At 72.2% G+C, this 26,679-nt stretch carries 26 protein-coding genes; 13 read left to right on the forward strand and 13 right to left on the reverse strand.

The features are described from left to right. Positions 1 to 4: 4 nt before the first annotated feature. A complete protein-coding gene (locus tag ACZ6B1_RS15830; RefSeq protein WP_468778672.1) occupies positions 5 to 682 on the reverse strand; it encodes a response regulator transcription factor in 678 nt (225 codons plus the stop codon). Between the two features lie 490 nt (positions 683 to 1,172). Between ACZ6B1_RS15830 and ACZ6B1_RS15835 the strand changes: the two genes are divergently transcribed. Beyond that, positions 1,173 to 2,711 (forward strand): peptide MFS transporter, encoded by a 1,539-nt coding sequence (locus ACZ6B1_RS15835; RefSeq protein ID WP_468778674.1) that lies wholly within the window; start codon positions 1,173 to 1,175, stop codon positions 2,709 to 2,711. Between the two features lie 87 nt (positions 2,712 to 2,798). Here the strand turns inward: ACZ6B1_RS15835 and ACZ6B1_RS15840 are convergent, their stop codons facing one another. From ACZ6B1_RS15840 to ACZ6B1_RS15850, 3 genes are all read right to left on the reverse strand, one after another. Then, positions 2,799 to 3,158 (reverse strand): hypothetical protein, encoded by a 360-nt coding sequence (locus ACZ6B1_RS15840; RefSeq protein WP_468778676.1) that lies wholly within the window; start codon positions 3,156 to 3,158, stop codon positions 2,799 to 2,801. 502 nt (positions 3,159 to 3,660) lie between these two features. Further along, positions 3,661 to 4,221, reverse strand: coding sequence for an ATP-binding protein (locus tag ACZ6B1_RS15845; RefSeq protein WP_445055353.1), 561 nt, complete (start codon positions 4,219 to 4,221; stop codon positions 3,661 to 3,663). A 284-nt stretch (positions 4,222 to 4,505) separates the two neighbouring features. Then, a complete protein-coding gene (locus ACZ6B1_RS15850) occupies positions 4,506 to 4,883 on the reverse strand; it encodes an STAS domain-containing protein (protein ID WP_468778680.1) in 378 nt (125 codons plus the stop codon). A 249-nt stretch (positions 4,884 to 5,132) separates the two neighbouring features. Between ACZ6B1_RS15850 and ACZ6B1_RS15855 the strand changes: the two genes are divergently transcribed. Further along, positions 5,133 to 6,026, forward strand: a complete 894-nt coding sequence (locus ACZ6B1_RS15855) for an RNA polymerase sigma factor SigF (protein WP_468778682.1) — start codon at positions 5,133 to 5,135, stop codon at positions 6,024 to 6,026. Between the two features lie 289 nt (positions 6,027 to 6,315). Beyond that, the gene (locus ACZ6B1_RS15860) at positions 6,316 to 7,860 is read left to right on the forward strand and encodes an RICIN domain-containing protein (RefSeq protein WP_468778684.1); all 1,545 of its coding nucleotides are present in this window, start codon (positions 6,316 to 6,318) and stop codon (positions 7,858 to 7,860) included. 22 nt (positions 7,861 to 7,882) lie between these two features. Here ACZ6B1_RS15860 and hutI read toward each other — a convergent pair whose 3' ends face one another. From hutI to hutU, 4 genes are all read right to left on the reverse strand, one after another. After that, positions 7,883 to 9,058, reverse strand: a complete 1,176-nt coding sequence (gene hutI / locus ACZ6B1_RS15865; protein ID WP_468778687.1) for an imidazolonepropionase — start codon at positions 9,056 to 9,058, stop codon at positions 7,883 to 7,885. A gap of 53 nt (positions 9,059 to 9,111) precedes the next feature. Beyond that, on the reverse strand, positions 9,112 to 10,464 hold the full coding sequence (locus tag ACZ6B1_RS15870) for a formimidoylglutamate deiminase (protein ID WP_468778690.1): 1,353 nt from the start codon (positions 10,462 to 10,464) through the stop codon (positions 9,112 to 9,114). Further along, positions 10,461 to 11,663: an allantoate amidohydrolase gene (locus ACZ6B1_RS15875; protein ID WP_468779377.1), complete on the reverse strand. Its 1,203-nt coding sequence runs from the start codon at positions 11,661 to 11,663 to the stop codon at positions 10,461 to 10,463. Before ACZ6B1_RS15875 ends, ACZ6B1_RS15870 begins: the two co-directional genes overlap by 4 nt. 152 nt (positions 11,664 to 11,815) lie before the next feature. Further along, positions 11,816 to 13,480: a urocanate hydratase gene (gene hutU, locus ACZ6B1_RS15880; RefSeq protein ID WP_468778692.1), complete on the reverse strand. Its 1,665-nt coding sequence runs from the start codon at positions 13,478 to 13,480 to the stop codon at positions 11,816 to 11,818. Positions 13,481 to 13,574: 94 nt separating this feature from the next. On the opposite strand from hutU, the gene ACZ6B1_RS15885 reads away from it, so the two are divergent. The 5 genes from ACZ6B1_RS15885 (at position 13,575) to ACZ6B1_RS15905 (ending at position 17,297) form a co-directional block, all read left to right on the forward strand. Beyond that, a complete protein-coding gene (locus ACZ6B1_RS15885; protein ID WP_468778695.1) occupies positions 13,575 to 14,993 on the forward strand; it encodes a type III PLP-dependent enzyme domain-containing protein in 1,419 nt (472 codons plus the stop codon). A gap of 179 nt (positions 14,994 to 15,172) precedes the next feature. Then, positions 15,173 to 15,562: a hypothetical protein gene (locus ACZ6B1_RS15890; protein ID WP_199210805.1), complete on the forward strand. Its 390-nt coding sequence runs from the start codon at positions 15,173 to 15,175 to the stop codon at positions 15,560 to 15,562. Further along, positions 15,559 to 16,377 (forward strand): transcriptional regulator, encoded by an 819-nt coding sequence (locus ACZ6B1_RS15895; RefSeq protein ID WP_468778697.1) that lies wholly within the window; start codon positions 15,559 to 15,561, stop codon positions 16,375 to 16,377. Before ACZ6B1_RS15890 ends, ACZ6B1_RS15895 begins: the two co-directional genes overlap by 4 nt. A 34-nt stretch (positions 16,378 to 16,411) precedes the next feature. Then, positions 16,412 to 16,912, forward strand: coding sequence for a roadblock/LC7 domain-containing protein (locus ACZ6B1_RS15900; RefSeq protein ID WP_468778699.1), 501 nt, complete (start codon positions 16,412 to 16,414; stop codon positions 16,910 to 16,912). A 10-nt stretch (positions 16,913 to 16,922) separates the two neighbouring features. After that, a complete protein-coding gene (locus ACZ6B1_RS15905; RefSeq protein WP_468778701.1) occupies positions 16,923 to 17,297 on the forward strand; it encodes a roadblock/LC7 domain-containing protein in 375 nt (124 codons plus the stop codon). A 21-nt stretch (positions 17,298 to 17,318) separates the two neighbouring features. Here the strand turns inward: ACZ6B1_RS15905 and ACZ6B1_RS15910 are convergent, their stop codons facing one another. After that, positions 17,319 to 17,903 (reverse strand): hypothetical protein, encoded by a 585-nt coding sequence (locus ACZ6B1_RS15910; RefSeq protein WP_468778703.1) that lies wholly within the window; start codon positions 17,901 to 17,903, stop codon positions 17,319 to 17,321. A gap of 97 nt (positions 17,904 to 18,000) precedes the next feature. Then, the gene (locus tag ACZ6B1_RS15915) at positions 18,001 to 18,864 is read right to left on the reverse strand and encodes a MurR/RpiR family transcriptional regulator (protein WP_468778705.1); all 864 of its coding nucleotides are present in this window, start codon (positions 18,862 to 18,864) and stop codon (positions 18,001 to 18,003) included. Between the two features lie 174 nt (positions 18,865 to 19,038). Here ACZ6B1_RS15915 and ACZ6B1_RS15920 point away from each other — a divergent pair, with 174 nt between their 5' ends. Further along, positions 19,039 to 19,470, forward strand: coding sequence for a hypothetical protein (locus ACZ6B1_RS15920; protein WP_468778707.1), 432 nt, complete (start codon positions 19,039 to 19,041; stop codon positions 19,468 to 19,470). A gap of 409 nt (positions 19,471 to 19,879) precedes the next feature. Here the strand turns inward: ACZ6B1_RS15920 and ACZ6B1_RS15925 are convergent, their stop codons facing one another. Beyond that, a complete protein-coding gene (locus ACZ6B1_RS15925) occupies positions 19,880 to 21,271 on the reverse strand; it encodes a cystathionine beta-synthase (protein ID WP_468778710.1) in 1,392 nt (463 codons plus the stop codon). Positions 21,272 to 21,432: 161 nt separating this feature from the next. Here ACZ6B1_RS15925 and ACZ6B1_RS15930 point away from each other — a divergent pair, with 161 nt between their 5' ends. The 3 genes from ACZ6B1_RS15930 to ACZ6B1_RS15940 all read left to right on the forward strand — a co-directional run bounded on the left by ACZ6B1_RS15930 (position 21,433) and on the right by ACZ6B1_RS15940 (position 24,901). Further along, positions 21,433 to 22,515 (forward strand): SGNH/GDSL hydrolase family protein, encoded by a 1,083-nt coding sequence (locus ACZ6B1_RS15930; RefSeq protein ID WP_468778711.1) that lies wholly within the window; start codon positions 21,433 to 21,435, stop codon positions 22,513 to 22,515. A 100-nt stretch (positions 22,516 to 22,615) separates the two neighbouring features. After that, positions 22,616 to 23,836 carry an acetyl-CoA C-acetyltransferase gene (locus ACZ6B1_RS15935; protein ID WP_468778713.1) on the forward strand — a complete coding sequence of 407 codons (1,221 nt, stop codon included), beginning with the start codon at positions 22,616 to 22,618 and terminating at the stop codon, positions 23,834 to 23,836. Positions 23,837 to 24,118: 282 nt separating this feature from the next. Beyond that, on the forward strand, positions 24,119 to 24,901 hold the full coding sequence (locus tag ACZ6B1_RS15940) for a hypothetical protein (RefSeq protein WP_468779379.1): 783 nt from the start codon (positions 24,119 to 24,121) through the stop codon (positions 24,899 to 24,901). Between the two features lie 25 nt (positions 24,902 to 24,926). Here the strand turns inward: ACZ6B1_RS15940 and ACZ6B1_RS15945 are convergent, their stop codons facing one another. Further along, the gene (locus ACZ6B1_RS15945) at positions 24,927 to 25,238 is read right to left on the reverse strand and encodes a hypothetical protein (RefSeq protein WP_468778715.1); all 312 of its coding nucleotides are present in this window, start codon (positions 25,236 to 25,238) and stop codon (positions 24,927 to 24,929) included. A 99-nt stretch (positions 25,239 to 25,337) separates the two neighbouring features. On the opposite strand from ACZ6B1_RS15945, the gene ACZ6B1_RS15950 reads away from it, so the two are divergent. Next, positions 25,338 to 25,568, forward strand: a complete 231-nt coding sequence (locus tag ACZ6B1_RS15950) for a DUF4287 domain-containing protein (protein ID WP_031173022.1) — start codon at positions 25,338 to 25,340, stop codon at positions 25,566 to 25,568. Positions 25,569 to 25,682: 114 nt separating this feature from the next. Here the strand turns inward: ACZ6B1_RS15950 and ACZ6B1_RS15955 are convergent, their stop codons facing one another. Continuing rightward, a complete protein-coding gene (locus tag ACZ6B1_RS15955; RefSeq protein WP_468778717.1) occupies positions 25,683 to 26,543 on the reverse strand; it encodes a Bax inhibitor-1/YccA family protein in 861 nt (286 codons plus the stop codon). Between the last annotated feature and the right edge of the window lie 136 nt (positions 26,544 to 26,679).

The raw sequence follows: 26,679 nt of genomic DNA on the forward strand, positions 1-26,679 counted from the left end.
GGGCTCAGCTCTTCTCGAAGCGGAAGCCGACTCCGCGCACGGTGGCGATGTAGCGGGGGTTCGCCGCGTCGTCGCCGAGCTTCTTGCGCAGCCAGGAGATGTGCATGTCGAGGGTCTTGGTGGACGACCACCACGTGGTGTCCCAGACCTCGCGCATGAGCTGGTCCCGGGTGACCACGCGCCCGGCGTCCCGCACCAGCACCCGCAGCAGGTCGAACTCCTTGGCGGTGAGCTGGAGTTCCTCCTCGCCCATCCAGGCGCGGTGCGACTCGACGTCGATGCGCACGCCGTGCGTGGCCGGCGGCTGCTGGGGCTCGGCGGCGCCGCGCCGCAGCAGGGCCCGTACCCGGGCGAGCAGTTCGGCGAGCCGGAAGGGCTTGGTGACGTAGTCGTCGGCGCCCGCGTCGAGGCCGACGACGGTGTCCACCTCGTCGGCGCGCGCGGTCAGGATGAGGATCGGCACGGACTGCCCGTCGGCACGCAGCCGGCGGGCGACCTCCAGGCCGTCCATGCCGGGCAGGCCCAGGTCGAGCACGACCAGGTCGATACCGCCCTGGATTCCGGCGTCGAGCGCGGTGGGTCCGTCCTCGCGAACCTCGACCTCGTAACCTTCCCGGCGCAGGGCGCGGGCCAGCGGCTCCGAGATGGACGCGTCGTCCTCGGCGAGCAGTACACGGGTCATGAGGTGATGGTAGACCGCCCGCGCTCGGTGCCGGGGTGTGATCGCCTCCCGGGATTCTTACCTTCCCGGCCCACTGGTACGAACCATTGCCTGGGGGATGCGATCGTAGAGAAGACCTTCGAATCAGGCCCCGTGGTTCCCCCGACACCTGTGATCCGCGTCTCAAGTCCTTCCATATCAGGCAGTGTCCTGACGTACAGTGACGTGAACGCCTGTAGCACACAGGGGACCTTCGGCGGGCAGTTGTCGCTGAAGGTCTCTTTTGTGTGCGGGCTGACGAAGATCAGCCCTGAAAGGAATGACCTCTGGCCGGGCTCCGGACGCAGTGACGCGTGCGGGGCGTGGATCCCGGTGGTCGCCGTCCGCCGCTCCGCGATCCGGAGCGGACTCCCCCTGGGCGTGGGGGTGGACGGACGACCCTGCCGGTGCCGGCCACCCCCCACCGGGCGCGCAACGCTCCATCGCGCGTCCCGACCAGCAAGGAACGACCATGGCGTCCAGCCTGACGAAGGACTCGGTCCGCCCGGGCACCCCCGGGTCCGAGAAGACCTTCTTCGGCCACCCCCGCGGACTGGCCACTCTCTTCATGACCGAGATGTGGGAGCGATTCTCCTACTACGGCATGAAGGCCCTGCTCACCGTCTACCTGCTCTCCGGCGGCCCCGATGCCGGCAAGGGCAGCATGGGCGGCGGCCTGGCCATGGACGTGGCCACCACCACGGTGATCGTGTCCGTCTACTCGGCGATGGTGTACCTGCTCGCCATGCCCGGTGGCTGGCTCGGCGACCGTGTCTGGGGCCCGCGCAAGACGGTGGCCATCGCCGCTGTGACGATCATGTCCGGCCACGTCGTGCTGGCCCTGCCCGGCGGCCAGGCGCCGTTCTTCGCCGGTCTGGCGCTGGTCGCGGCCGGTTCCGGTCTGCTCAAGGCCAACATCTCCACGATGGTGGGGCACCTGTACGACGGCCCGGACGACCCGCGCCGTGACGGTGGCTTCACGATCTTCTACATGGGCATCAACGCGGGCGCCTTCTTCGCCCCGCTGGCCATCGGCACCGTCGGCCAGAAGGTCAACTGGCACCTCGGCTTCGGCATGGCCGCGGTCGGCATGGCGATCGGTCTGGCCGCGTTCCTGCTCGGCACCCGCCACCTGAACCCGCAGAGCAGCGTCGTCCCGAAGCCGCTGAGCACCGAGGAGCGGACCTCCTGGCTGCGCAAGGGCCTGACCTGGCTCATCATCGCGGCCGTGTTCTACGGCGTCGTGGGCGTCACCGGCCACTTCACCCTGAACTGGGCGATGATCCCGCTGACCGTCATCGGTCTGGTCATCCCGGCCGGTGTGCTGATGCGCATCAAGCGGGACAAGGAGCTGTCGTCCACCGAGCAGTCGAAGATGACCGGCTACATCTGGTTCTTCGTCGCGGCCGCCGTGTTCTGGATGATCTACGACCAGGGCGCGTCCACGGTCCAGGCGTTCGGTGAGGGCAAGGCCTCCGGCTCGCTGCTGGGCTTCGACTTCCCGTCCTCCTGGTACCAGTCGCTGAACCCGCTGTTCATCATGGCGCTGGCCCCGGTCTTCGCCTGGGTCTGGATGTGGCTGAACCGCCAGGGCAAGGAGCCCAGCACCATCGTGAAGTTCTCGATGGGCCTGGTCCTGATCGGCGTGTCGTTCTTCTTCTTCCTGATCCCGCTGGGCATGGCCGCCAACGGCACCTCGGTCAGCCCGATGTGGCTGGTCGGCATCTACTTCATCCAGACCGTCGGTGAGCTGTGCCTGTCGCCGGTGGGTCTGTCGGTGACGACGAAGATGGCCCCGGCCAAGTACGCCAGCCAGATGATGGGCGTGTGGTTCCTCGCGGTCACCGCGGGCGACTCCATCACCAGCCTGCTGTCCAACCCGGCCATCGCCGGGGTCGACCTCGGCGGCACGGGCGCGGTCTTCGGGGAGGCGGCCCTCGCGGCGCTCGCCGGATTCGCGGTGTGGATGTACCGCCGGAAGGTGAAGTCGCTGATGGGCGACGTTCGCTGACGCACCCCCGTACACAAGGGCGGAGGGCCGCCGCACAGGATGTGCGGCGGCCCTCCGCCCTTGTGTACGGGTCCCTGGATCAGGGGGTCAGGACTTCGTCTCGACCGACCAGGACCGGGTGAAGCTGCTGAAGCCGCACATCACGGTGGACTTCTGACCCGGCTTCACCCAGGGCCCCCACACGTACCACGGGATCTCGTGCGGGGTGCCCCGGCCGCGGACGACGTCGCAGACCAGCTTCACCCGGTGCCGGGCCACCTTCTTGCCCGACGCGGACTTCTTGCACGAGGACGTGGCCTTGGGCCGGCCCAGGTCGAGGTGGACCACAGCCGTGCACTTGTACTTGGCGGCGGCCGCCTCCGCGGTGCCCGCGGTGGCGAGGCCGGTCCCCGTCGCCATGAGGACGGCGGCGAGCGCGCCGCCCGCCACCTTCTTCCCCCAGATCATTTGCTCCTCTTTCCTCCGCCGGGCAGCGCAGGCGATGGTCAATCGCTCAACTGCGGATTCGCCCGGCGGGCAGCATGCCCGTTCACTTTGCTTGCACGAACGACGGGGACGCCATGCCGTATTTGATCTTGGAGGCAAATCGCCTGGGGGTTCTGAGCAAGATCTGAGGTGCGAGCCGCTGGACCCGGCCGGGGCTGCGCGGAGGGACGGCCCGGGGCAGAAATGCGCGGCACCTCTGGGGGGCGCCTCAAGGGCGTGGATGCCTCGGGGGCGTATGTGGGGGTGCGCGTGAGCGGGTGCAGCGGCGCGAGCGCGCGGTGGCATGCCGGTGCGGCGAGCGGCCACGCTCGGTGGGTGCGGCGAGCGGCCGTGCCCGGTGGGCGCGTCAGCGCCGCAGGCGGGTCCGCCCGGTGGCCGTGCCGGTGCGCCGACGCCGAAAGCCGACCCACGCCGGCGGGTGACGCCGGCGTGTCAGGCGGTGGTCTGGACGCGTCTCGGCGGGTTACGCCGGTGCGCCAAGCTCCGCCCACACAGTCTTGCCGTCGCGGCCGGGGACGCGCAGGACGCCCCAGTCGAGGCAGAGCCGCTGCACGATGAACATGCCGTGGCCGCCGGGGCGGCCGGCGCGGTGCGGGGTGCGGGGGGCCGGCTGACCGGTGCCCCGGTCGGAGACCTCCAGCCGGATCACCTTGTTGTCGCAGGCGAGGAGCAGCTCGTCCGGACCCTCGGCGTGCAGACAGGCGTTGGTGACCAGTTCGGACACCACGAGCAGGACGTCCTCGGCGGCGGCACGCTGATCGGCGCCGGCCGCGGGCAGCCAGCCCCACGCGTGCAGTGCCTGGCGGGTGAAGTCACGGGCGAGCGGGACGACGCCGCTCTCGCCGTCCAGGCGGAGCGTGCGTACCTGCCGCCCCCGCCCCGGGGGCGCACCCTCGGACGGCACGGACGGCGCGGCTGCCCCCGTGGACGCGCCCGGCTCCGGCGCACCCCCTTCGGACGCCCCGGAAGCGCCGCTGGGCTCCGGGCCGCGGTCGCCCGGCGAGTAAGGCCGGGTGGTGCTCATCAGCGCTTCACCTCACCGATCCACCAGTTCACAGTTCAACATTTCCGGCACCGGTCGGTGCCGAGCGGTCCGTACACAGTCCGCCCACGACTCCTCCGTCGTCCGCCCTCTCGCACGTACGTCGCGCCCAGGCCGTTCATCGGCTCCCCGACAGCTCGGCATGGCCGCGGTCGACGGCTTTCAGGATGACTCCTGCCCGACGGATCCGGCGGAACACCCCCCGTTTGGAGATGACCGGTGCCCCGTACAGACATCGGCCGTCCGGGAACGGCGGGAGCACGGATTCAGTCGGAGTCGCCGGCCAGTGCGGCCGCCACGGAGTCATGGACGGTGAAGACCGCCTCGGCCCCGGTGATCTCGAAAACGCGTGCCACCACCGGGAGCATGCCCGCCAGGTGCACTCCGCCGCCGGCGGCCTCGGCCTTGAGGCGCGCCCCGAGCAGAACGTTCAGTCCCGTGGAGTCGCAGAACTCAAGCCGCGAGCAGTCCACCACGAGCCGTGAGAATCCCTTCTCCAGAAGGTCGTCGAGCGGCTCGCGCAGAAGATCGGCGGTGTGGTGGTCCAGTTCACCCGCAGGTGTAACTACGGCGCTGGGACCCTCTTCCCGCACCTCCACCAGAAGCCGGCCCGACTGTGCGCTGCCGACCGTCCCGTGATCCATGCCGTCTCTCTCCCGAGGTCGTGGCTGCTGATGCCCTCGAACATTACGCCTTTCAATCGCACTCCGACACCCGAACAACCTCCCACAATCGGACATATCACCACAGAACGCACTTGCGACGTGCTCGGTGAAGCGGGTAGGGCTAGTAAAGACACACAGCCCTACACGCCGGCTTCGGAGGCGCCGCACACCGCACGTGCACGTTTTTTGGCTTCGGCAGCCATATGCCGAGAACGATGGAGGACACCCATGTCACCCCGGCTCGACGAATCGCATACCCCGATCGCGACGTCGACACCCCCACCGGAACTGGATCATCCCATCAATCCCCTCGAGGCGATCGAGGGACTCCCGGAGATCCCGCCCTTCGACGAGGTCGGCCCGGTCGACGCCCGCGCGTTGTCCCGGACGCTCTTCGAGCGCCTCGAGTCGCTCGAGGAGGGGACGCCCGACTACTCGTACGTGCGCGACACGCTCGTCGAGCTGAACCTCGCGCTGGTCAAGTTCGCCGCCTCCCGCTTCCGCTCGCGCAGCGAGCCGATGGAGGACATCATCCAGGTCGGCACCATCGGCCTGATCAAGGCGATCGATCGCTTCGAGCTCTCCCGCGGTGTGGAGTTCCCCACATTCGCGATGCCGACCATCATCGGCGAGATCAAGCGCTTCTTCCGTGACACCTCCTGGTCCGTGCGGGTGCCGCGCCGGCTCCAGGAGCTGCGGCTGGACCTGGCCAAGGCCGGCGACGAGCTCGCGCAGAAGCTGGACCGCGCCCCCACCGTGGCGGAACTCGCCGAGCGGCTCGGCATCTCCAACGACGAGGTCGTCGAGGGCATGGCCGCCTCCAACGCCTACACCGCATCCTCCCTGGACGCCCAGCCCGAGGAGGACGACTCCGAGGGCGCCCTCGCGGACCGCATCGGATACGAGGACCACGGGCTGGAAGGCATCGAGTACGTCGAGTCGCTGAAGCCGCTGATCGCCGAACTCCCCTCCAGGGACCGGAAGATCCTTTCTCTGCGATTCGTCGCGGGCCTGACCCAGTCGGAGATCGGCGAGGAACTGGGCATCTCCCAGATGCACGTCTCCCGGCTGCTGTCGCGGACGCTGGTGCGGCTGCGCAAGGGGCTGACCGTCGAGGAGTGATCCCTTTGGTGCCGCGTGCCAGGCGGCCCGGTCCACGGCGGTCCGGGCCGCTTCGCCGTTTCCGGGACGGAGTACCCCGAATGGCGGGTACCCGGCGCCCCAGCCCTCATGCCGGCCCTGCTCATGAGTCGGGGCGCCGGGCGCACTCGTTGGGCCCGCGCGCCTGCGCATGCGCGAACCGTTACCGGGGTTACCCAGGGAAACGTCTTTCCCGAACCGCGCCGCTCCACCACCATGAGCCCCCAAACCGGCCGGTACGCCGGAGAGTTCGGGAGACGGAGGGCGGGCGATGACCCAGGGCGGCGACGGGGCCGAGGCGGACACGGGACTCGCCGAAGCGCCGGACGCGCGGCTGACGGCGCTGCTGCGCGCCCCGTCCCCGACGGCCTACCCGGCCCTTCAGGAACTGCGCCGCCGGCACCAGCCGGCGGTCCTCGCCTACGCCGGGCTGTGCGCCGCGAGCGAGTCGGCGGCCCGCCGGCTGGCGGCGGAGACCTTCACCGCGGCGGCCCGCGAGACGGCCCGCGGCCGGGAGCCGGACGTGCCCCTGCGCCACCAGCTCCTGTTGCTCACCGCCCGGCTGGCGGCCGCCTGGGCTGCCGACGAACGCTCCGCGGGCGTCGACGCGGGCCTGCTGCTGGTTCTGAACGCCGGCGGTCTGCCCGACGGGCCCACACCACCGCTCCTCCCGGCGTTCCAGACGCTTCCGTCCCGCACCCAGGGCCTGATCTGGTACGGCATCCTCGAAGCGGAGCCCGTGGAGCGCACCGCCGCCTATCTCGGCCTGAGCCGTGTGGACGTGACCCATGACACCCCGCAGGCGGTGCAGGCGCTGGCCCAGGCCTGCCTGCGGCACCGCCTGGCCGGCTCGGACGACCCGCGCTGCGCCGACTTCCGCCGGCTGATCGAGGAGGCGGTACGTCCCGACGGCCCCCGCCGCAGCGCCGACCTGGACGCCCACCGCGCCCAATGCCCGCACTGCACGGCCGCCGTCGAGGAGCTGACCGCGCTGCGGGACGCCCCGCGGCAGACCCTGGCGGAGGGCCTGCTCCCCTGGCACGGGACGTCGTACCTCCGTCCCGCCGGTCCGGCTCCCGCCCCCGGCCCGCGCGCCGCCCGCCGGAACCGGACGCCCGGCCGCCGCTACCTGCTGGCCTCGACGGCGCTGGGTGTCGCCCTGGCCCCCCTGCTGGTCTTCCTGCTCTCCCCGTCCGAGGCCTCCGACCGGCACGCGACCGCGGCGACGCTCACTCCCCCGCCGGTGACGGTGACGGCCACGGTCTCGCTCTCCCCGTCGCCCGCCCCGACGCCGTCGCGCACCACCGCCTCGCCGTCGCCGTCGCCGTCGCCGAGCGGGACTTCGCACCGTCCGGCCACCTCCCCGCCGCCCAGCCGCGGCACCCCGCCCCCGTCCCCGGCGCCCGCGCCTCCGGGCGGCGCCTTCGCGCAGGTGGTGAACCTGGCCACGGGCCGCTGCCTGGACATCCGGGACGGCGAGCTGTGGAACGGCAACGACGTCGTGATGGCGCCCTGCGACTCCTCCGCCACCCAGCGCTGGCGGGTCGACGCGGGCCCGGGCGTCCTGCGCTCGGCCGCCGACTCCGACTTCTGCCTGGACAGCCGCGGCTCGACCGACCGGGGCGTGGGCATCTGGGAGTGCGACTCGGTCTACGGCCGCAACGGCCGGAACCTCCGTTTCGGCGTCGACCCCGACGGCACGATCCGCCCGGTGATCGACACCGGCACGGCGGTGACCCCGGACGGCGGCGACGGGGTCGTGCTGCGGCCGCTGGCCGGGGAGCCGGCGCAGCGGTGGCGGGCCGGGGCCGCCTGACCGGCCGGGGCGGACGCCCGGATCAGACCTCGCGCACGCCGCGCCGCCAGACGCCGGCGACCAGCGGCACGCCCGGCCGGTAGGCCAGGTGCACATGGCTCGGGGCGTCGAGCAGCAGCAGGTCGGCGCGGGCCCCCGGGGTGAGGCGGCCGATGTCCGTGCGGCGCAGGGCCGCCGCGCCGCCGGCCGTGGCCGACCAGACCGCCTCGTCCGGGGTCATCCCCATGTCCCGCACCGCGAGCGCGACGCAGAACGGGACCGAGGAGGTGAACGACGAGCCCGGGTTGCAGTCCGTCGACAGGGCCACGGTGACGCCCGCGTCCAGCAGCCGGCGGGCGTCGGGCCACTCCGCGCGGGTGGAGAACTCGGCGCCGGGCAGCAGGGTGGCGACCGTGTCGCTGTGGGCGAGGGCGTCGACGTCCGCGTCGGTGAGATGGGTGCAGTGGTCGGCGCTGGCCGCGTCCAGCTCGACGGCGAGCTGGACGCCTGGGCCGTAGGAGAGCTGGTTGGCGTGGATCCGGGGGTGCAGGCCCCTGTCCCGGCCGGCGGTGAGGATCGCGCGGGCCTGGTCGCCGTCGAAGGCGCCCTTCTCGCAGAAGACGTCGATCCAGCGGGCGTGCGGCGCGCAGGCGTCCAGCATCTCGCCGGTGACCAGGGCGACGTAGGCCGCCGGGTCGTCGGCGTGCTCGGGGGAGACGATGTGGGCGCCGAGGAACGTCACCTCGTCGGTGTGCCGGGCCGCGAGGCGCAGGGCGCGGGCCTCGTCCTCGACGGTGAGGCCGTAGCCCGACTTCGTCTCGAAGGTGGTGGTGCCCTGGCGGAGGGCTTCCGTCAGGTAGCGAGTGAGGTTCGCCTCCAGCTCCGCGTCGGTGGCGGCGCGGGTGGCCGCGACCGTGGTGCGGATGCCGCCCGCGGTGTAGGAGCGGCCGGACATCCGGGCGTTGAACTCCTGGGTGCGGTCACCGGCGAAGACCAGGTGGGAGTGGGAGTCCACGAAGCCCGGCAGCACCGCCCGGCCGCCCGCGTCGACCCGGTTGTCAGTGGCGGGTGCTTTCCTGGATTCACCGGTCCACGCGATGCGGTCGCCGTCGATGACGACGGCCGCGTCCTGGATCAGACCGAGGGGGGTCCTGTCACCGAGGGAGGGGTCGTTGGTGACCAGCGTGGCGATGTTGGTGATGACGGTGCTGCTGCTCATGGTGTCCTCGTGGGTGGCCGGTCGGGGGTCGGCTGGTTTCGGCCGCGCGGGCGTCAGCCGCGCAGGGCTTCGATCGCGTCCGCGAGCGCTGAAGGCACGTCCGGCACGAGGGCGTGGACCCCGTCCCGTACGACATGACGACCGCCCACGACCGTGTGCCGCACGTCCGCCGCGGTCGCCGCGAATACGGCCGTCTCGGCGCCCAGTCGGGGCAGCGGCCCGGCCGTCCTGACCGAGTCGAGCGCGATCGTCGTCAGGTCGGCGAGCGCGCCCGCCTCGATGGTGCCGGCGTCCTGCCAGCCGAGGGCCGCGTGGCCGTCGGCGGTGGCGGCGCGCAGCAGTGCGGCGGCCGTCCAGTGGCCCCGGGTGCGGGTGCGCAGCCGCTCGTTCAGCTCCATCGCGCGTGCCTCTTCGAACAGGTCGATGACCGCGTGGCTGTCGGAGCCCAGGGAGAGCGGGGAACCCGCCCGCTGCAGGGCGACGGCCGGGCCGATGCCGTCCGCCAGGTCGCGTTCGGTGGTGGGGCACATGCAGGTGCCCGTGGCCGAGCCGCCGAGCAGCGCGATGTCCTCGTCGGTGAGGTGGGTGTTGTGCACTCCGGTGGTGCGCGGCCCGAGGACGCCGTGGTCGGCGAGCAGTTGGGTCGGGGTGCGGCCGTGCGCGGCCCGGCAGGCCTCGTTCTCGGCGGTCTGCTCGGACAGGTGCACGTGCAGCGGGGCCCGCCGCTCCTCCGCCCAGCGTGCCACGGTCGCCATCTGGTCCGCGGGCACGGCCCGTACGGAGTGGATCGCCGCCCCGATCCGCGCGTGGTCCCGTTCCTTGAGAACTGAACAGCGTTCGGCCCAGGCCTCCGCGCTGCCGTCGGAGAAGCGCAGCTGGTGGGCGTTGGGCGGCTCGCCGCTGTGCTTGTTCCGGATGGCGGAGGAAAGGTAGGCGGTGTCCAGGAGGGTGATGCGGATACCGGCGTCGGCGGCGGCCGCGATCAGCGCCTCGCCCATGGCGTTGGGCTCGGCGTAGGGGGTGCCCCCGGGCGCGTGGTGCACGTAGTGGAACTCGCCGACGCAGGTGATGCCGGCCAGGGCCATCTCGGCGTACACCGCGCGGGCGAGGGCGTGGTAGGTCTCTGGGGTCAGCCGGTCGGCGACGGAGTACATCACCTCGCGCCAGGTCCAGAAGGTGCCGCTGCCGACCTGGACCGTGCCGCGCAGCGCCCGGTGGAAGGCGTGCGAGTGGGCGTTCGCCAGGCCGGGCAGGGTCAGGCCGCGCAGCACCTCGGCGCCGGGCGGCGGGGTGGGCACGCCGGTGCGGACGGCGGTGATCCGGCCGTCCGCGGCCGCCACCACCACGCCGGGCTCGACATGGGTGCCGAGCCAGGCGTGCTCCAGCCAGTAGGTCGCGTCGGTCACGTGCAGGCCAGCCCTTCCAGTACGTCGGCGAGCGCGCGCACCCCGGCCAGGCAGTCGTCCTCGGCCGCGGACTCGGCCGGGGAGTGCGAGACGCCGGTGGGGTTGCGCACGAACAGCATGGCGGTCGGGATGCGCCCGGAGAGGATTCCGGCGTCGTGTCCGGCGCCGGTACCGAGGACGGGCACCTTGAGGCCGGTGTCCTTCCCGAGGACGCGGCCGAGTTCGTCGCGCAGCGCGTGGTCGAACTCGACCACCGGGGTGAAGGACTCCCGGACGACGTCCAGGTCGATTCCGTGGGCGTCGGCGTACTCGCGCGCGGCCTTCTCGATGCCGCCGACGACGGTGTCCAGGGTCGCCTGGTCGGCGGCGCGGGAGTCGAGCCAGCCGCGCACCAGGGAGGGGATGGCGTTGACGCCGTTGGGCTCGACGGCGATCTTGCCGAAGGTGGCGACGGCACCGGCGAGTTCGGCCTCGCGGCGGGCGGCGAGCACCGTCTCGGCGTACGACAGCATCGGGTCGCGCCGGTCCACCAGGCGGGTGGTGCCCGCGTGGTTGGCCTCGCCGCGGAAGTCGAAGCGCCAGCGACCGTGCGGCCAGATGGCGCTGGCGATGCCGACCCGGTCGCCGGACAGGTCCAGCGCGCGGCCCTGTTCGACGTGGAGTTCCACGAAGGCGCCGATCCGGGCCAGCCGTTCCGGGTCGGCCCCGATGGCCTCGGGGTCGTAGCCGGCGGCCTCCATGGCCCGGGGGAGGGTGACACCGTCCGCGTCGGTGAGGCGGTGGGCCTGCTCGGCGGTCAGCTGTCCGGCGGTGAGCCGGGAGCCGACACAGGCGAGACCGAACCGGGCGCCCTCCTCGTCGCCGAAGTTGACGATGGCGAGGGGCTTGGTGAACCGGGCTCCCCTGGCGCGCAGTTCGTCGAGGGCCGCGAAGGAGGACACGACACCGAGGGGACCGTCGAAGGCGCCCCCGTCCGGCACCGAGTCCAGGTGCGACCCGGTGACCACGGCGTCCCCGGCGGCCGGGTCGCCCAGCCAGGCCCACTGGTTCCCGTTCCGGTCCACCTCGTAGGCCAGCCCGCGCGCCCGGGCCTGCTCCTCGAACCAGGCCCGGCACTCCCCGTCGGCCCCACTCCAGGCGTACCGCCGGTACCCCCCGGAGTCGGGATGCCGCCCGATGGGCAGCAACTCCGCCCACATCTCCTGGAAGGAGGGCGCCTGACGAGCGGCGGGCCCGTCGGGCTGCGGGCGATCGTTCCGCAGGGCGGAACCGGTGGGCACAGCCGCGGCCGCACCCGGCGACGACACCTCAGCCCCCGCCGAGGCGTCGCCGCCCCCGCCGTGAACAGAACTCACGCCTCGTCACCCTCACGCATCGGCACCCGGACCCCCCGCTCGTCCGCGACGGACTCCGCGATGTCGTAGCCGGCGTCCACATGCCGGATGACGCCCATACCGGGGTCGTTGGTGAGCACCCGCCGGATCTTCTCCCCGCCCAGCTTCGTGCCGTCGGCCACCGTCACCTGGCCGGCGTGGATGGAGCGACCCATCCCGACGCCGCCGCCGTGGTGGAGGGACACCCACGACGCGCCGGAAGCCACGTTGACCATGGCGTTCAGCAGCGGCCAGTCGGCGATCGCGTCGGAGCCGTCGAGCATGGCCTCGGTCTCGCGGTACGGGGAGGCGACGGAGCCGCAGTCGAGGTGGTCGCGGCCGATGGCCAGCGGAGCGGCCAGCTCGCCGGAGGCCACCATGTCGTTGAAGCGCTCGCCGGCCTTGTCGCGCTCGCCGTAGCCGAGCCAGCAGATGCGCGCGGGCAGGCCCTGGAAGTGGACGCGCTCGCCGGCCATCTTGATCCAGCGGGCCAGGGACTCGTTCTCCGGGAAGAGGTCGAGGATCGCCTTGTCGGTCTTGGCGATGTCGGCGGGGTCGCCGGACAGGGCGGCCCAGCGGAACGGGCCCTTGCCCTCGCAGAACAGCGGCCGGATGTAGGCGGGGACGAAGCCGGGGAAGGCGAACGCGCGGTCGTACCCGGCGAGCTGGGCCTCGCCGCGGATGGAGTTGCCGTAGTCGAAGACCTCGGCACCGGCGTCCATGAAGCCGACCATGGCCTCCACGTGCTTCGCCATGGACTCACGGGCACGCGTGGTGAAGCCGGCCGGGTCCTTCGCCGCGGCGTCGGCCATGTCCTCGAAGGCGACGCCCACGGGCAGGTACGCCAGCGGGTCGTGGGCGGAGGTCTGGTCGGTGACGATGTCGATCGGCGCGTCCATCGCCAGAAGCTGCGGGACCAGCTCGGCCGCGTTGCCGAGGACACCGATGGACAGCGGGCGGCGGGCGTCGCGGGCCTCGGTGGCCAGCTGGAGCGCGTGGTCCAGGGAGTCGGCCTTGACGTCCAGGTACCGGTGCTCGATGCGGCGCTCGATGGCGCGCGGGTCGCAGTCGATGCAGATGGCGACGCCGTCGTTCATGGTCACGGCGAGGGGCTGGGCGCCGCCCATGCCGCCGAGGCCGGCGGTGAGGGTGATGGTCCCGGCGAGGGTGCCGCCGAACTTCTTCGCGGCGACGGCGGAGAAGGTCTCGTAGGTGCCCTGGAGGATGCCCTGGGTGCCGATGTAGATCCAGGAGCCGGCGGTCATCTGGCCGTACATGGTCAGGCCGAGGGCCTCCAGACGGCGGAACTCCTCCCAGTTGGCCCAGTCGCCGACGAGGTTGGAGTTGGCGATGAGGACGCGCGGGGCCCACTCGTGGGTCTGCATCACGCCGACCGGACGGCCGGACTGGACCAGCATGGTCTCGTCCTGCTTGAGCGTGCGCAGCGTGCGAACCATGGCGTCGAAGGAGCGCCAGTCACGGGCGGCCTTGCCGGTGCCGCCGTAGACGACGAGCTTGTCGGGGTGCTCGGCGACCTCGGGGTCGAGATTGTTCTGCAGCATCCGCAGGGCGGCTTCCTGCTGCCATCCCAGGGTGCTCAGTTCCGTGCCGCGCGGTGCTCGTACGGGGCGGGGTCCCGACATCGTCTGCCTCCTCCTGTTACTACCTCTATTCACATCCTCGCTCCCTGAATAGAACTAGTCAACACCTCCCCGCGCTCACACTCGCGCGCCCCGGATGTTTGGCTGGAAGTACACGAAGGCCGACAGGAGGGGAGAGGTCGTGGACCACGACACCGACGGCGAGGCCCGGGAGCGGGCCGCCCGGCGCGACGAGGCGGTGCGCGGAGCGGTGGAGCAGGGGCTGCTGGGGCCGGACGCGGCCGTGGTGGGGCTGCTGGACGTCACCGGCATCCGGGAGTCGGCGGCCGCGCTGCGGGCGGCCTTCGACGCGGTCACGGCGCCGGGGACACCGGTGCTGCACGCCTTCGCGGTGAAGGCGAGCCCACTGGTGCCGGTACTGCGACTGCTGCACGAGGAGGGCATCGGCGCCGAGGTGGCGAGCCCGGGCGAGCTTGCGCTGGCACGGGCGGCGGGGCTGCCGCCGGAGAACACGGTGCTCGACTCCCCCGCCAAGACGCCGGCCGAGCTGCGCGAGGCGCTGGCGCTGGGCGTCGCCGTGAACGCGGACAACCCGCAGGAGCTGGACCGGCTCGACGCGCTGGTGGGGCCGGCGACCCCCCGGTCACCGCTCGGCATCCGGGTCAACCCGCAGATCGGCGGCGGCACCATCGGGGCGACCTCGACCGCGACCGAGACCTCGAAGTTCGGGGTGGCGCTGCGCGACGAGGGAGCCCGCGAGTGGGTCGTGCGGGCCTACGCCGACCGGCCGTGGCTGACCCGGCTGCACGCGCACACCGGCTCCCAGGGCATCCCGCTGTCGCTGCTGGCGCGGGGTGCGGCGGAGACGTACGCGCTGGCCGAGGAGATCAACGCGCGGATCGGGCGGCGGCAGATCGACACGCTCGACATCGGCGGCGGACTGCCGGTCAACTTCGAGGGAGAGGTGACCGCGCCTACGTACGCCCAGTACGCGCGCACGCTCAAGGAGGAGGTGCCGGGGCTGTTCGACGGGCGGTACGGGATCGTCACCGAGTTCGGGCGGTCGCTGCTGGCCAAGCACGGCACGGTGGTGGCGCGGGTGGAGTACGCGAAGAGCTCCGGCGGGCGGCGGATCGCGGTGACGCACGCGGGCGTGCAGGTGGCCACGCGGACGGTGTACGCGCCGGGGGCGTGGCCGCTGCGGATCGCCGCGTACGACGCCAAGGGCCGACCGAAGCCGGGCCCCGAGGTGACGCAGGACGTGGCGGGGCCCGCCTGCTTCTCGGGCGACCTGCTCGCAGAGGGGCGCGCACTGCCCCTGCTGGAGCAGGGCGACTACGCGGCGGCGCTGGACACGGGCGCGTACTACTTCGCGCACCACTACGCCTACAACTCACTGGCCCGGCCCGGCATTTACGGTTTCGCGCCGGACGGCTCCGGAGGCGTCGCCTTCGCGACCGTGCGGGAGCCGCAGACGGTGGCGGAGGTCGTGGCCGAGTCCGGAGGGGCGCACGCGTCCGCGCTCACCACCCTGCGCGCATCTGGGAGCCGTTGACACACTGCCGCGCCCCATCGAACAAATGGATCAACTGGCGGCAAACAGCCGTCAGTTGACCCACCTTAGTACGCCGGGCGCACGTTCCAATGGAAAATGCCAAAGCCCTCACCCGTCACACACACGTTGCGTAGTGTCTCTGTCACTCAACCGGAGTACAGGCGGGGAGGGGAACCGGCGTGCCCGGAATCGACGAGTGCCTACTGGATGCGATGCGGCTGCCCGGTGCCCGGGGAGCCGCGCTGGTGGACTGGACGAGCGGACTGGCCCTGGGATCCGTCGGGGAAGCCCCGGGCGGTGACCACGAGACCACCGCCGCCGAGGCCGCCGAACTGGCCAGGCTGGCCGCCGAGCACGGCGCCTTCACGGCCGGGGACGCCGAGGACGGGCGCCCGCCCGTCGAGGACGTGATCATCAGCAACCGCGACAGCTACCACCTGCTGCGGTTCGTGGTCACGTCCTTCGACAGCAGCGTCTTCCTCCACCTGTGGCTGGGCCGCGAGGAGGGCAACCTGGCCCTGGCCCGCATCCGGCTGGGCGAGATGGCCGACCGGCTGGTGCTGGGATGACCATGGTCGGCACACCTCCGCCGCTGCCGGTGCGGGACAGGTCGGCCGCGGCCGACCGGACCGCGGGCGCGCTGTCGCCGATGCTCAGGCGGCTCGCCGAAGAGCAGGCCACCGGCGTGCTCGTCCGCGAACACGGCACCCTGTACCTCGCCCGGGGCCGGGTCGTGCACGCCGAGAGCCCCCTCGCACCCGGCCTGAACGTGCTGCTCACCGCCCACGGCACCCTCGCGGCGGCCGCGTGGCAGCGGGCGGCCGACCGGGCCGGCGGCCCGGTGGACGCCGCCCGGCTGCTGCTCGACGCCGGACTGCTGCCCTCGGGCGCGCTGGAACTGTGCCACCTGGACACGCTGTACGACGCCGGGTACTTCGCCCTGGCGCCGAGCAGCACCCCCGGCCGGTTCCGGTACGACGGCTCGCCCCGCATCGGCCCGCTGCCCTCGGTCCCGGTCATCGCGCTGGAGCGCGAGACGCTGCGCCGCCGGCTGCTGCTGCACCGGCTGTGGCCGGACCCGGCGGTGGACAGCGCCCCGCTGATCCGCGCCGATCCGGCCGCGGGGGCGCAGGTCACACCGCGCCGGCGGGCCGTCCTGGACCGGGTGGACGGCGTCCGCACGGCCCCGGAGATCGCCCGTGACTTAGGCAGACAAGCCTTCCACACGCTGGTGGACGTACGCCGGCTCACGGCGGCCGGACTGGTCCGGCCGATGCACACGGCACCCGACCCGCCGCCGCTTCCGCCGGCTCCCCCGCTCACGGTCACCGACCCCGACATCGCGCTGCTGAAGAGGCTCAGGGATGCGCTGGAGGCGCTTTGAACGGCACCACCCCGCCGCCGAGAGGAGAGAGCTGATGGTGCCCGAACACGACCTGGAGACCGTGCTGGACGAGCTGCGCCGGCTGCGCACCCGCGTCCCGCAGCTCACCGGCGCCCTCGCAGCCGGCGTAGACGGACTCGTCGTCGCCCACGACACACCCGGCGTCGACCCGGAAGGCCTCGCGGCGCTCACCGCGGCCGCCCTCGGCGTGTCCGTACGGGTCGCCGACGCCACCGGCAACGGCGGCTTCCGGGAACTGCTTGTGCGCGGCGAACACGGCTACGTCGCCACCTACGCGGCCGGCCGCACCGCCGTGCTGACCCTGCTCACCCAGGACCGGGTGAACGTCGGCCGGCTCCACCTCGAGGGCCGCCGGTCCGGCGCCCGCATCGGGGAGCTGCTCGACGCCGCCGAGGCCGCCGCCCGGGCCGCGGCACCCACCGCACGGCCCGCCAGGACAACACCCGCACGTACTCGCACCACGCGCGTGCCACGCACCACGGCCACCGAAGCGCGCACCGCAACCGACAACTGAGAGGACCACCATGGCCAACACGGAAACCGCCCTGAAAGAGGCCCTGACCTCCATCGAGGGCGCCACCGGCGTCGCACTCGTCGACTACACCAGCGGCATGGCGCTGGGCACGATGGGCGGCACCAAGACCTTCGACCTCAACGTGGCCGCCGCGGGCAACACGGACGTGATCCGCGCCAAGATGCGCACGATGGAGATGCTGGGCCTCAAGGCCGAGATCGACGACATCCTGATCACGCTGACGGACCAGTACCACCTGATCCGCCTGCTCAAGGGCCGCGGCGGGAACGGCCTGTTCCTCTACCTCGTCCTGGAGCAGAACCGGGCCAACCTGGCGATGGCCCGGCACCAGCTCAAGAGGATCGAGGAGGAACTGGAGGTCTAGGCCCTCCGGACCCGCTCGAGGTCAGACCAGTGCCGCGGTACGGCGGCGGGACCCGCCGGGGGTCGCGTCGCCGGCCGCGACGCCCGTCGCGCGCAGGCCCTTCACGGCCTTGCCCGCCGGTCCGCCGCCCCGCCGGTCGAGCCAGTCGACCCGCACCCACAGCAGCGTCTCCCCGGCCCGCTCCCGCCGCCCGAGCCACGCGGCCTTCAGTCTGAGCCCGGTGCCGGCCCCGGCCAGCAGCATGCCCCCGGCAGCGGGCACCGCGAACGAGCTGCCGAGCGCCACCGCGAACGCCAGCAGCAGCCACCACCGGTGTCCCCGGCGCCAGTTGCGCACGGTCACCGCCCGGTCCTGCAGCACGTCGTACTTGCCCGCCCGGGCGGCCCCGCGGGTGAGCGCGGCGTACCGCTTCCTGCGCACCAGTGCCACGACGGCCAGGGCGACCAGGAACAGTGCGGTCCCCGCCATCACCCCGATCCGGCGCCCGGTCACCCCGGGCGGCAGTACTCCGATACCGGCGGCCACCACCCCGAACCACCACAGCGGTGCGGCACCCGCCCGTACGACGACGGCCACCCGGGCCAGTCCCTGCCCTCCGCGCGCCACGTCAGCCTCCCGTGTCACGTCTGCGTGTCCACCCAGCCCCTGGGTCCGGACACGACGCTAACGGCAGAACGTGAGACGAGTCTGAGAGCGCGTCGGGTCACTCGACGAACAACCCCCGGGCGGCGGCGTTCGCGTCGAACTGCTCCAACCGGGCCTGCGCGTCGGGCAGATCGTCACACAGCGCCTCCAGCAGCACCCGCCCGAGCAGCATCGGCGCGCACGCGGTGTCGAAGGCGAGCCCGGTGCCGACCGCGGCGGGCAGCAGCAGATCGGAGTGGCGGGCGACGGGCGCGAACGCGGAGTCGGCGACCGTGACGACGGTCAGGCCCGCCTCCTGGGCGTAGGAGAGGGTGTCGACCACCTCGCGCGGATGCCGGGGCAGCGCGAAGCAGAGCAGGGCCGTGGCGCCCGCGCGGACGGCCGCGTCGATACGGTCCTGGATCATCGTGCCGCCCTCGTTGAGCAGCCGGACGTCCGGGTGGACCTTGGCGGCGAAGTACGCGAAGCCGTACGCCTGGGAGGCGGCGGCGCGCAGCCCGAGCACCGGCAGCGGGCGCGAGGCCGCCAGGATCCGGCCGGCCTTCTGCACCGGCCGGGGGTCGGCGAGCAGCTCCGCGAGGTGCCTCAGGTTCTCGATCTCGGCCTCGACGGCCTGCTGGTACTCGTTGTAGGAGCCCGCCCCGGCGGCGGCCTGCTCGGCGGGCACGACCTCCCGCAGGTGCCTGCGCAGGGCGGGGTAGCCGTCGAAGCCGAGGGCGACCGCGAACCGGGTCACCGAGGGCTGGCTGACCCCGGCCAGTTCGGCCAGCTCCACGCTGGACAGGAAGGGGACGTCGGCGGCCCGCCGCACCATGCTGTGCGCGATGCGCCGCTGGGTCGGGGTGAGCCGGTGCCCTTCGAAGAGCGCCTGCAGACGGGTCGCCGGGGTGTCCGTCACGCCCGTGCTCCGGTCGACGCTCATGCTGTGCTCCCCCTCCGTGTGAACCCATGACCTATTCAGACATCTAGAACTCTGCATGAGCCTATACAGCCGGGCAAGGCCCGTCTCGTGATCCGGCCGCCCCGGGCCCGCGGGCGCCGAAGAGGGGGGTTTACCCCAGTGCGCGGGGCACCGGCGCTCCTTACCGTGAAGCGCATGAGCGGACTGGACTCGCGGGACACCGACCTCAAGAAGGACCTGGACGCCACCGTACGGGCGCGCGGGGAGCTGGGCGAGGAGTACGACTCCGCGCTCGTGGACTCCTTCCTGGAGAAGGTCGAGCGCCGGATCGACGACACGGTGGACCGCCGGGTTCGGCGGCACCTGGCCGAGCAGCGGATGGCCGACGCGCGCGGCACCCGGCGGTCCGGACCGGCCGGCTCGTGGGCGGACCGCTACGGCCTCGCGATCGTGTCGCTGGTGCTGGCCGTCCCGCTGTCCGCGATCTCCGGCGCCCTGGCCGGAATGACCGGCATCGTGGCCACCTGGCTCGGCATCGTCGGTGTGAACGCGGCCCAGGCGGTGCGCCTCAACCCGGAGCTGATCACCGGACGTCGTGAAGCCGGGCGGTCCGCCCGGGAGGACTGAAACCCGCGGAAGAAGGAACCGAGGTCCCGGGCAAAGTGAGTCCGGGGCAAGGCGAGTCCCGGGGAGGAGTGGGCCCGGGGGAGGAGTTGTGCGCGGGGACCGCCGCACCCCCGTTTCCGGGGGGCGGGACGACGGCGGTCCCCGCGAGGGACGCGGGCCGGGTCAGGACCGGGCTTGCGCGTCCTGGGCGTCCATGGATGTCCGGGAGCCGCTCCGGAGGTCCTTGGCGCCGCACGGCGCCGGCCTGGGCGGGGAGCCGCTCCCGCCCTGCCGACACCACTAATGTGCCGGACCCGTGTTAAGCGGGTGCTGCGCGCACGTGACACCCTCGTACCAGTTGCGGAACGGCTCGGCCGGCCCAAGTCACCCCCGGTTCGCCGCCGTTGCCGGCGGTTCACCGCGGGTTCGGCTACTTGTTGCCGCCCTTGGCCAGGAAGGCCAGCAGGTCCTGCCGGCTGACCACGCCGGTCGGCTTGCCCTCGACCAGGACGATCGCGGCGTCCGCGGAGCCCAGCACCGACATCAGGTCGCCGACCGGCTCGCCGGAGCCGACCTGGGGCAGCGGGGCGCTCATGTGCTTCTCCAGCGGGTCCTCCAGCGAGGCCCGCTTGGAGAACAGGGCGTCCAGCAGCTCGCGCTCCACCACGGAGCCGACGACCTCGGCGGCCATCACGTCCGGGTGACCGGCGCCCGGCTTGACGACCGGCATCTGCGAGACGCCGTACTCGCGCAGCACGTCGATGGCCTCACCCACGGTCTCCTCGGGGTGCATGTGCACCAGGGACGGGATGGTGCCGGCCACCTTGTCCTGCAGGACGTCGCCGACGCGGGCGCTGGGGCCCTCGTCCTCGAGGAAGCCGTAGTCGGCCATCCACTCGTCGTTGAAGATCTTCGAGAGGTAGCCGCGGCCGCTGTCCGGGAGGAGGACGACCACGACGTCGTCCGGGCCGAGCCGTTCGGCGACGCGCAGCGCGGCGACGACGGCCATCCCGCAGGAGCCGCCGACCAGCAGGCCCTCCTCCTTGGCCAGGCGGCGGGTCATCTGGAAGGCGTCCTTGTCGGAGACGGCCACGATCTCGTCGGCCACCGTCCGGTCGTACGCGGTCGGCCAGAAGTCCTCGCCGACACCCTCGATCAGGTACGGCCGCCCGGAGCCGCCTGAGTACACCGAGCCCTCGGGGTCGGCGCCGATGACGTTGACCGCGCCGTCGGAGGCGTCCTTCAGATAGCGGCCGGTGCCGGAGATGGTGCCGCCGGTGCCGACGCCGGCCACGAAGTGGGTGATCTTCCCCTCGGTCTGCTCCCACAGCTCGGGGCCGGTCGAGTGATAGTGCGAGAGCGGGTTGTTGGGGTTGGAGTACTGGTCCGGCTTCCAGGCGCCCGGGGTCTCCCGGACGAGGCGGTCGGAGACGTTGTAGTACGAGTCCGGGTGCTCGGGGTCCACGGCCGTCGGGCAGACCACGACCTCGGCGCCGTAGGCCCGCAGCACGTTGATCTTGTCGGTGGACACCTTGTCAGGGCAGACGAAGATGCACTTGTAGCCCTTCTGCTGGGCCACGATGGCCAGGCCCACGCCGGTGTTGCCGCTGGTCGGCTCGACGATCGTGCCGCCCGGCTTGAGCTCCCCGCTCTGCTCGGCGGCCTCGATCATGCGCAGGGCGATGCGGTCCTTCACGGAACCGCCCGGGTTGAAGTACTCCACCTTGGCCAGGACGGTCGCCTGGATGCCCTTGGTCACGTTGTTGAGCCGCACCAGCGGGGTGTTGCCGACGAGGCTGATCATCGAGTCGTGGAATCGCACCGTTGTCTCCGGTTGCTTGCAAAAAACATTGGTCTTAGTGGTTCCGCCAGCCTACGGCCCCGAAGTGGCCTCGGACGGGCGTTCACTCCCCGTTGAGATTGGCACACGGGCTGTACGGGGCAAGGAGTGGGTGTACGGCTACGAGGAGGTGGCGGCGACGCATGACGAGCATGTCGAGGGCGAGAGTGGCCCGGCGCATCGCGGCCGGAGCGGCGTACGGCGGCGGCGGGGTGGGGCTCGTCGGGGCGGCGGCGGTCGGCCTGCTGCTGGCTGAGATGCATCTGGCCCGGCGCCATGTGGGCAACGGCAGTGGGGGCCGGGTGCCGATGGCGGACGGGGTCTACGGCCACGCGTACGACATCCCCGGCGAACCGCCGCTGCGGCTGGCCCTGCTCGGCGACTCCACGGCCGCGGGGCAGGGCGTGCACCGGGCGGGCCAGACGCCGGGGGCGCTGCTGGCGTCGGGGCTGGCCGCGGTGGCGGAACGGCCGGTGGAGCTGCGGAACGTGGCGTTGCCGGGCGCCCAGTCGGACGACCTGGACCGGCAGGTGGCGCTGATCCTGTCGGCCGCCGATCCCGTCCCGGACGTCTGCGTCATCATGATCGGCGCGAACGACGTGACCCACCGGATGCCGCCCACGCGTTCGGTACGGCATCTGTCGGCGGCGGTGCGCCGGCTGCGCACGGCCGGTGCGGAGGTGGTCGTCGGCACGTGCCCGGACCTCGGCACCATCGAGCCGGTGCAGCAGCCGCTGCGGTGGCTGGCCCGCCGGACCTCGCGGCAACTGGCGGCGGCGCAGACGATCGGGGCGGTGGAGCAGGGCGGGCGGACGGTGTCGCTGGGCGACCTGCTGGGCCCGGAGTTCGAGGCGAATCCCCGGGAGCTGTTCGGCCCCGACAACTACCACCCCTCGGCGGAGGGCTACGCGACGGCGGCGATGGCGGTCCTGCCCACGGTGTGCGCGGCCCTCGGCCTGTGGCCGGCCGAGGAGGAACGGCCGGACGCGTCCCGGCGCGAGGGCTTCCTGCCGGTGGCCCGGGCCGCCGCGGAGGCCGCCTCGGAGGCGGGCACCGAGGTCACGGCGGCCATGCCCACGGGCCCCCGAGGCCCCTGGGCCCTCCTCAAACGCCGCCGCCGGCGCCGCGTGAGCGAGCCCGAACCGGGCCGGACCGGCCCGCCCGTCGGCATGAACCCTCAGACGGGTGGGCCCGCCGAGCCACCAGGCGCCCAAGCAAGCGCTTAGTAAATTGCGGTCAGTGTCACACCGCGACACCGGTGACCTGAACCATACGGCCGGGTAACTTCCCAACCGGCCCTGCCCAACTCCGTCCTCTGGAGCCGTGATGCCCGAAGCCGTCATCGTCTCGACCGCCCGCTCCCCCATCGGCCGCGCCTTCAAGGGCTCCCTCAAGGACCTGCGCCCGGACGACCTGACCGCCACGATCATCCAGGCGGCACTGGCCAAGGTTCCCGAGCTCGACCCCAGGGACATCGACGACCTGATGCTCGGCTGTGGTCTGCCGGGCGGCGAGCAGGGCAACAACCTCGGCCGCATCGTGGCCGTGCAGATGGGCATGGACCACCTGCCCGGCTGCACGGTCACCCGCTACTGCTCCTCCTCGCTGCAGACCAGCCGCATGGCCCTGCACGCCATCAAGGCCGGCGAGGGCGACGTCTTCATCTCGGCCGGCGTCGAGATGGTGTCCCGCTTCACCAAGGGCAACTCCGACAGCCTCCCCGACACGCACAACCCGTTCTTCGCCGAGGCCGAGGCCCGTACCGCCGCCGTGGCCGCGCAGGAGGGCACCACCTGGCACGACCCGCGCGAGGACGGCCTGGTCCCGGACGCCTACATCGCGATGGGTCAGACCGCGGAGAACCTCGCCCGCTGGAAGGGCGTGACCCGCCAGGACATGGACGAGTTCGGCGTCCGCTCGCAGAACCTGGCCGAAGAGGCCATCAAGAACGGCTTCTGGGAGCGCGAGATCACCCCGGTGACCCTGCCGGACGGCACGGTCGTCGCCAAGGACGACGGCCCGCGCGCCGGCGTCACCCTGGAGGGCGTGCAGGGCCTCAAGCCGGTGTTCCGCCCCGACGGGCTCGTCACGGCCGCCAACTGCTGCCCGCTCAACGACGGCGCCGCCGCGGTCGTCATCATGTCCGACACCAAGGCCCGCGAGCTCGGTCTCACCCCGCTCGCCCGCATCGTCTCCACCGGCGTCTCCGGCCTCTCCCCGGAGATCATGGGCCTCGGCCCGGTCGAGGCGTCCCAGCAGGCCCTGCGCCGCGCCGGCCTGACCGTCGACGACATCGACCTGGTCGAGATCAACGAGGCCTTCGCCGCCCAGGTGATCCCCTCCTACCGCGACCTCGGCATCGACCTGGACAAGGTGAACGTCAACGGTGGCGCGATCGCCGTCGGCCACCCCTTCGGCATGACCGGCGCGCGCATCACCGGCACGCTGATCAACTCGCTCCAGTTCCACGACAAGCAGTTCGGCCTGGAGACGATGTGCGTCGGCGGCGGCCAGGGCATGGCGATGGTCATCGAGCGCCTGAGCTGACGCACCCTCGGTAGCGGGCGCGGCACCCTACGTCAGGCGGTGGCCCAGAACCCGGGAAAGCCCCGGGTTCTGGGCCGTTTTGTGATCCAATCTCCCTCAGGATGTGACCTATGTCCCTCGCAGGGGCGTCCTTGCAGGTCAGCGCCGTGAGTCGGGAAACGACGCCATCAATCTCCTGTCCGTTTCGTGACGTTACGCACTGACAGCTGGCTAGTCCGCCCTTCAAGCTGATGTAGGAAGTCGGGGGTCGACTTTGAACCTGGGAGTACGTCAGTGAGCGCCATGCCCTTCGCCCTGCTGCTCACCACGGCCGCCACGGGCGCCGTGGGCGTCGCCGTCCTGCGGACCGTTCTGAAGCTGCGCCGCCAGCTCACCCGGCTGCAGGCACAGCTCGCCGAGAACCAGGCCTTCGCCAGGCGCGCGCCGCTGCCCGCGGCCCGCGCCGCCGAGGCGGACGAGATACGCGCGGCCGTGGCCGAGGCGCTGGCCGAGGAGCGGGAGCGGGAACTGGCCGAGGCGCGGGCGTTCTGGGCCGCTCAGGAGGCCCGCGACGCCTCCGACGCGCCGTCCCTGCTGAGTTTCACCGAGAACGACCTCTTCCTGCCCCGGCAGGCCGACTTCGCGGGCATGGAGTCGCTGGAGCCGGTCGCCGAGCCGGCCACGGAGACCGAGGAGTTCTCCGGGGGCGAGTCCCCCGAACTGGCCGCGGCCCGCCGCCGCCATCCCTCGCACCCGGACTTCGTGCCGGTGCAGTCGCCGGTGGTGAACGACCACGAGCGCACGGTGACCACCCTGGAGCAGCTCGCCGCCGACCAGGTCGAGCTGTCCGACGTCCGGCCCGGCCCCCTGGGCACCCTGGACGTCTACGTCTTCGCCGACGGCACCACCCTGTGCATGACCCCCGGTCACCGGGAGACGGCGGAGCGGCTGGCCGCGGCCGTGCGGGAGGGCGCCACGCCGTACCTGCTCGGCGGGTCGGGCATCTCCGGCGCCTACACGCTGACGTTCGCGTGCGGCGGGGACATGGTCTACATCCTGGCGGACCGGGTCATCGCGTCCCTGTGACGGCGGCGGAAGCCGTGGCGGTGGCTCAGACGCCTGCCCGCTTCCGTGCCTCCTCCACCAGCCCGACCGCCTCGCCGACCTCGTCGTCGGTGCGCAGCACCAGCGACAAGTCGTGCGCGGCCACCAGGATTTGGTCGGCGGCGGCGAACATCCCCGCGTCCGGCATCTCCCGGGGCTCGGAGCCCGGCTCCTCCACGCGCTGCGCCCACTGGGCCAACTCGTTGGCCAGGGCCAGCGCCTCGGCGGCGGCTCCCCGCTGGAGCCGACTCTGGGGCGCCGCCCGCAACCGGTCGGCGAAGTGATCCACTGCTCGGGTCAAGGGCGTCGTATCAACCACGGGCTGAGCGTAACGCGCCGCACTGTTGCCAATACGCGAACGCTCAGGCACGGTGACGTGAAGGACCGGCTTACATCCCCTTTGCATCCGGAGGCGCCGATGTCCCAACTCTTCTCCGAGGAGACCCACCGCAACCTGCTCGCCCGCATCCCCCATTGCACCGGTCGTGAAGTCTCCGACTGGCTGCGCACCGTCGAAGAAGGCCCCGCCCTGTTCCGCTTCGAGGAGAAGGTCAGCTGGCTCCGGCACGAGTACGACCTCGCGTACGGCCACGCCAAGGCGATCATTCATGAGTACGACCTGAGGAGGGCCGCCCGCAAGCTGCTCTGAGCACGCGCGGCGACCCGGCCACGGCAAAGGGACCCTGCGATCCGTCTTCGCCGGATCCGGGGCCCTTTCCCACGACTTCACCCGAGTGGCGGCCCGGTCAGGGGCCGGCCGCCACTAGTCGTTGTTGCTGAAGATCGCCACCAGCCGCAGCATCTCCACGTAGATCCACACCAGGGTGAGCGTGAGGCCGAACGCGGCGAGCCAGGACTCGCTGCGCGGGGCGCCGTAGGCGATGCCGTCCTCGATCTGCTTGAAGTCGAGGGTGAGGAAGAAGGCGCCGAGCACGATGGCGATGATGCCGACGATCGCGCCGAGCGGGCCGAAGCTGCGCAGGCCGCCGTCCTCGGCGACACCGAACGCGACCAGCAGCAGGTTGACCGCCATCACCAGGATGAAGGCCATGGCGATGGCCATGCCGATGCGGGCGTAGCGGGCCGTGACGCGCACCCAGCCGGCCTTGTAGACGAGCAGGGTCGCGGCCGTGACGGCCATGGTGCCGAGCACCGCCTGGAAGGGCGCACCGCTCCAGCGGCTGTTGTACATCTCGCTGATGACGCCCAGGAAGACGCCCTCGAAGGCCGCGTAGCCAAGGATCAGCGCGGGCGACGGTGTGCGCTTGAAGCTCTGCACCAGCGCCAGGACCATCGCGATGATGGCGGAGCCGAAGGCCAGGCCGTAGCTGGTCGTGGAGACCGGCAGCAGGACCCAGGCGAGGGCGGCGCCGACGGCGACCGTGCCGAGCGTGAGGGCCGAGCGCATGACGACGTCGTCCATCGTCATCCGGCCGGTGGCGGCCGGGGCCTGCGGCGGGGCGCCCTGCTGGAGGTCCTGCTGGGCGTAGGGGTTCTGCGCGTACGGGTTCTGTGCGTACGGGTTGCCCTGCGCGTACCCGGCCTGCGCTGCGGTGTTGAAGCCGGCGTAGCCGTTGTCGCGGCTGAACCCCCGTCGCGAGAAGACCGGGTTACTGCTCCTCATTTCACTCCTCCATGGCCGCCGTGCGCGGCCTTGGCTCAAGAGTAATGGATTGGCAAAAGAACGGCCGTACTACTTGAGGGGGATCTTTCCCCTGCGGTGTTGCCCAACACGCCGCGCGAACCCCTGATTCCCCCTG

It is taken from the genome of Streptomyces sp. NPDC041129 (genome assembly GCF_055592265.1).